We start from the raw sequence: 5,220 nt of genomic DNA on the forward strand, positions 1-5,220 counted from the left end.
GGGACGCCAGGCTGGCCGGTTTCCTGGCCGGCGGCGGGCGCGGCCCCGACGCCGACGGAGCTGCGCGGCTCGGTGACGGCGGCCTCGCCGTACCAGATGCCCTGCTCCTCGACGAGGACGGCGCCGTCGGCGCCCAGGCTGGCCAGCACGGTACGCGCGCCCGCGGCCCGCAGCTTGCCGGCCGCCTCGACCACGTCGCCCAGGTGGCGGATGAGCATGCCGGTGGCGGCGGACAACTCCTCGAGGTTCGGCTTGACCAGCGCGGGGGCGGCGCCGAGCGCGCAGGCGAGCGCCGGGCCGCTGGTGTCGACGGCCATGTGGATGCCCGCCCCGGCGAACCTGCGGCACAGCCGGGCGTAGACGTCGGCCGGGACCTCGGGCGGCAGGCTGCCCGAGGCGACCACCCAGTCGGCCTCGTGGGCGGCGTCGAGCACGGCGTCGGCGATCGTGTCCAGCTCCGCGGCCGACAGCGCCGTGCCGGGCTCGTTGATCTTGGTGATGGTGCCGTCGGGCTCGGCCAGGGTGACGTTCGACCTGGTCGGGCCGGCCACCGGGACGGTGACCATGTCGAGCCCCTCGGCCGCGAGGAGCCGTACGAGCTGCCTGCCCTCGTCGCCGCCGAACGGCACCACCGCCCGGCTCGCCACGGCGTTGGCCAGCAGGGCCCGTGAGACGTTGACGCCCTTGCCGCCCGGGTCGAGGTGCGCGGCGGCGGCCCGGATGACGGCGCCGCGGTCGAGCGCGGCGATCTCGATGGTGCGGTCGAGGCTGGGGTTCAGGGTCAGGGTGAGGATCATGCCCGGATCACCTCCGGGCCCGCCGCCGCCAGGTCTGCGGCCAGCGCGACGTCCAGCCCGGTGTCGGTGACGAGCACGTCGATCTCGTCCAGGCCGGCGAACCTGGCCAGGTACGTGTTCGTGAACTTCGTGTGGTCGGCCAGCAGCACGCTGCGCTGGGCGGCCTTGACCATGGCCCGCTTGATCGCCGCCTCGGCCGGGTCGGGGGTGGTCAGGCCCCTGGCGAGCGAGCAGCCGTTGGCCGCCATGAAGGCCACGTCCACGTTGAGGTCGGCCAGCGGGCGCAGCGCCCAGTCGTCGACCGTGGCGAGCGTCTTGCCGCGCACCCGGCCGCCCAGCATGATCACGTGCAGGTTGGGGCGGGCGGCCAGGGCGGTGGCCAGCGGCGGCGAGTTCACCACGACGGTGAGCTCGCGGTCGGCGGGCAGCACCTTGACCAGCCGGCCCGTCGTGGTGCCCGCGTCGATGATCACGGAACCGTCCTCGGGCAGCTCGGCCAGCGCGGCCTTGGCGATGCGCTCCTTCTCGGCCGTCATCACCTCGTCGCGGGCGGCCAGCGCGGGCTCGAACCCGAGGCGCTCGACGGGGATCGCGCCCCCGTGCACCCGGCGCAGCACGCCCGCCTGCTCCAGCGACGTCAGGTCGCGGCGGATCGTCTCGGTGGTCACGTCGAGCTCGGCGGCCAGCGTCACCACGTCGACGCGGCCCGCGGCGCGCGCCCTCCGCAGGATCTCCTGGTGCCGCTCCTCGGCGTACATGATGTTGGTTCACCGCCGTTTCGGGTTGGTTTCATCTTTGTTTATACCCGCTTTGTTGGCCGGGTCAAGGCTTGGTAGGTATAGGCGAATGCGAAGCAAGCCCCTGGCCGCCGCGATGGCGGCCGTCCCCCTTGTCGTCGGGCTCGCCACGCCCGCCCAGGCGGCCCCGCGGGTGCCCGCGGGCACCACGGCGTCGTGGCTGGTGTTCGACCGGCAGGCGGGCAAGTTCGTGGCCACGCGTAACGCGCACCGGAAGTTCCGCTCGGCCTCGGTCGTCAAGATCCTCATCGCGATCGACTACCTGGAGCGGCGCAAGAGCGTGCCGGCCGCCGACGCCCGGCTGCTGAAGATCATGCTGCGCTCCAGCGACGACGACGCGGCCTCGGCGTTCTGGGACCGCGCCGGAAAGGGGCAGATCATCGTGCGGATGGCGCGCAAGCTCGGCCTGTCCGACACCGCGCCGCCGCCCGCCTCCAAGCCCGGCTTCTGGGGCTACACCTCGCTGAGCGCGTACGACATCGTGCGCACGTACCGCTACCTGCTCGACAGGGCCGAGCCCAGGGTCCGCGACATGATCCTGGGGCACCTGCGGCAGTCCACGCCGTGCGGGACCGACGGCTTCGACCAGACGTTCGGCATCCCCGGCGCGGTGCCCCGGCCGTGGGCGGTCAAGCAGGGCTGGTCGGGGTTCGGCGACACGCCGCCCACGCGGTGCTCCGGCGCCCGGGCGGTCGGGGCGCCCATCTCGTGGATCGCCCAGCGCGCCACCGGCTCGGGCGTGCCCGACTACGGCCGCCCGGTGCTGCACACGACGGGCCTGGTGGGCAAGAACGAGCGGTACGTCATGGCGGTGCTGACGGCGCACCCGGCGGGCGGCACCTGGGCCTCCTCGGTCACCCGCGTCACCAAGCTGACGGGCGACCTGTACCGCAGCCTCCCCTGATGGCGGGCATGCCGCACGCCACCGGCGGCCGGCGCCGGCTTCCTGCTGCGGCTGGCGGCCGGCGCCGGGCCGGGCGCCGATCGCCACCTGATCGACATGGCCACCGCGCTGGGCAAGGCGTCGCCGCACGGGCTGCGACGGGGGCCGGCCGGGTTTGCCCCTTAGACGCGGGGGCAGGTCCGCCGGAGGGGGGAAGCCATGCCGCTCATCAACGTGAAGGTCATCGAGGGCGTGTTCAGCGCCGCTCAGAAGGCCGAGATGGTGGAGAAGCTGACCGACGTGATGGTCGCCATCGAGGGCGAGAACATGCGCCCGCTGACCCTGGTCATCGTGGAGGAGGTCAAGAGCGGCGACTGGGGCGTCGGCGGGAAGCCGATGACGACCGCAGAGGTGAGGGCGATGGCCGCGGGCCTGCGACCCCGCTGAGCTGCCGCGGGCGCGTCACAGGGCCCGGGCCTGCTGTTCCAGGCGTACCTTCTTCGGCACGCACATCCGCCACGCCTCCAGCACCAGCTCCCGCATCTCGGCCGGGTCGAGCGCGTCCATGCGCGCCACCACCCAGTTGAAGCGCAGGTCGGACTCTCCGGGCATGAGGAACTTGTCCGGCTCGGCCGCCACCAGCGCGGCGCGCTCCTCCTTCGGGAACCCGAAGCCCATCAGCGTCTCGTCGCGCGAGAACGCCACGTAGACGATCTTGCCTACGCGGAACTTGACCCGGTCCCGGATGAGGTGCTCCGACGAGCGGGGGAGCATGCGGGCGAACTGCCGTACATCGTCGACTGTGAACACGGGGCAAACGTTACTGGTTGCCCTCCGCGGCCGAAATGTCGGCGAGCGCCGAGTGCGGGTCGCGCTCCAGGGCCAGGTCGCCGAGGCTGACGATGCCGACCGCGCGGCCGTCCTCCAGCACCGGCAGGCGGCGGACGGCGTGCGAGCGCATGATCCGCACCGCCTGGTCGATGGTGGTGTCGGGGTCGATGGCCTCGACGTACGGGCTGCACGCCTCGCGTACCGGCGTCTGGGAGGACTTCTCGGCCGCCACGACGCGCACGGCGATGTCGCGGTCGGTGATGATGCCCTGGATCCGGCCGTTCTCGTTGACGATCACGGCACCGGTGTCGTGATCGCGCATCAGCGCGGCCGCGACGGACACCGGCTGGTCGGCCTCGACCGCCGCCGGGTGGGACGTCATGACCTCTGCCACGGTGTCGGCCATGGGGATCCTCCTGCCTGATCGGTCCCCGACCCCCTACCCGGGCGGATGCGCGGCTCACCGGCCTTTGCCGGGTCTCTGCGTTCGGCTAGAACGTCTTGGCCGCCAGGCGGATCTCCTCCAGCAGGACGGCCAGGTCCCGCTCGGTGGTGTCCGGGTGCAGGAAGCAGGCGCGCAGCGCGTCGCGGCCGCCCAGCCGGGTGCCGGTGATGAACGCGTTCCCGCGCGCCTGCACCGCGCCCGGGATCGCCCGGTTGAGCGCGTCCAGATCATCGGGGCCGGGCCGGTAACGGAAGGCGGTGATCGAGGTGGTGACCGGCGCCAGCAGCTCGAAGTCGGCGGCCTCCTCGACCATGGCGGCGAGCGTGCGGGCCAGCCCGGTCGTGTGGTTCACCAGGCGCTCGACGCCGGAGCGGCCCAGGTGCGACAGCGTGGCCCAGGTCTTCAGCGCGCGGAACGGGCGGGTCTGCTCGGGCCCGTACTCGGCGAACCACCCCAGATCGCCCGCGTTGTCGTCGATCAGGTACGACGGCACCAGGCTGAACGCGGCCCGCGCCGCCCCCGGGTCGCGCAGCAGGGCGCAGCCGCAGCCCACCGGGACGCCGAGCCACTTGTGCGGGTCGAGGGCCAGCGAGTCGGCCCGCTCCAGCCCCGCGTAGTGCGGCGCGGCGCCGTCGGCCAGGACGCCGAGCGCGCCGTACGCGCCGTCCACGTGGAACCAGAGCCCGTGCTCGGCGGCCACGTCGGCGATCTCGTCGAGCGGGTCGACCGCGCCGGAGTTGACGGTGCCCGCGCTGCCCGCCACGCAGAACGGCCGCAGGCCCGCCCGCAGGTCCTCCTCGACCATGGTGCGCAGCGCGCCCACGTCCATCCGGTACGCGCCGTCCACCGGGACCACGCGGACCTGCCGCGATCCGAGGCCGAGGAGCTGGGCGGCCTTGTGCAGGCAGCTGTGGCCCTCCTCGGTGACGTACATGACCATGGGCGGCCGCCCGGACAGGCCCTCCTCGCGGGCGTCCCAGCCGTCGGCGAGCGCGGCCCGCTGGCGGGCGGTGGCCAGGCAGATCACGGTGGCCATGGAGGCGCCGCTGGTCAGCAGCCCGCCGCCCGGCGGGTGCGGGAAGCCGACCAGCTCGGCCAGCCACCGCACCACCGCGCGCTCCAGGTGCGGGCCCGCGTGGTCGCCGCCGGCGCAGCTCGGGTTGAAGGCGGCGGCCAGCGGCTCGACGAGCACGCCCGCCGGGTTGGGCGGGGAGTTCACCCAGCCGAAGAAGCGGGGGTGGCCGTTGCCCATGGGGTACGGCAGCACATGCGTACGGGCGTCCTCGAGCAGCTCGCCGAGGGGCCGCCCGCGCTCGGGCAGCTCCTGACCGCTCAGCCAGGCCCGCTCGGCCTCCGGCACGGGCCGCCACACGGGCCGCTCGCCGAGGCCCGCCAGGTGGTCGGCGGCGTTCGCCGCCCCCCCGGCCAGGTCGGCCGGGGAGTAGGCCGGGTAGTGGGCCGGGGAGT

Annotated in this window: 7 protein-coding genes; 2 read left to right on the forward strand and 5 right to left on the reverse strand. The window is 73.9% G+C overall.

The features are described from left to right. Both ACWDX9_RS59540 and ACWDX9_RS59545 read right to left on the reverse strand, forming a co-directional pair. The coding region (locus tag ACWDX9_RS59540) for a 1-phosphofructokinase family hexose kinase (RefSeq protein ID WP_449972571.1) at nucleotides 1–797 on the reverse strand (797 nt) is incomplete at its 3' end. Next, entirely contained in the window at nucleotides 794–1,555 is a 762-nt protein-coding gene (locus ACWDX9_RS59545; protein ID WP_449972574.1) for a DeoR/GlpR family DNA-binding transcription regulator, read from the reverse strand. The genes ACWDX9_RS59540 and ACWDX9_RS59545, both read right to left, overlap by 4 nt. Before the next feature lie 88 nt (nucleotides 1,556–1,643). On the opposite strand from ACWDX9_RS59545, the gene ACWDX9_RS59550 reads away from it, so the two are divergent. Together ACWDX9_RS59550 and ACWDX9_RS59555 are read left to right on the forward strand one after the other, a co-directional pair. Next, a complete protein-coding gene (locus ACWDX9_RS59550; RefSeq protein ID WP_449972577.1) occupies nucleotides 1,644–2,498 on the forward strand; it encodes a hypothetical protein in 855 nt (284 codons plus the stop codon). A 198-nt stretch (nucleotides 2,499–2,696) separates the two neighbouring features. Next, nucleotides 2,697–2,924: a tautomerase family protein gene (locus tag ACWDX9_RS59555; protein ID WP_363968838.1), complete on the forward strand. Its 228-nt coding sequence runs from the start codon at nucleotides 2,697–2,699 to the stop codon at nucleotides 2,922–2,924. A gap of 15 nt (nucleotides 2,925–2,939) precedes the next feature. Here ACWDX9_RS59555 and ACWDX9_RS59560 read toward each other — a convergent pair whose 3' ends face one another. From ACWDX9_RS59560 to ACWDX9_RS59570, 3 genes are all read right to left on the reverse strand, one after another. Then, nucleotides 2,940–3,287, reverse strand: coding sequence for an MmcQ/YjbR family DNA-binding protein (locus ACWDX9_RS59560; RefSeq protein WP_449972580.1), 348 nt, complete (start codon nucleotides 3,285–3,287; stop codon nucleotides 2,940–2,942). Between the two features lie 10 nt (nucleotides 3,288–3,297). Continuing rightward, complete coding sequence (locus ACWDX9_RS59565; RefSeq protein ID WP_350734769.1) at nucleotides 3,298–3,714, reverse strand: CBS domain-containing protein; 417 nt, start codon at nucleotides 3,712–3,714, stop codon at nucleotides 3,298–3,300. A gap of 85 nt (nucleotides 3,715–3,799) precedes the next feature. Continuing rightward, nucleotides 3,800–5,220 (reverse strand): pyridoxal phosphate-dependent decarboxylase family protein (locus tag ACWDX9_RS59570; RefSeq protein WP_449972583.1); only part of this gene is annotated, 1,421 nt, incomplete at its 5' end.

The organism is Nonomuraea sp. NPDC003201 (genome assembly GCF_053590415.1).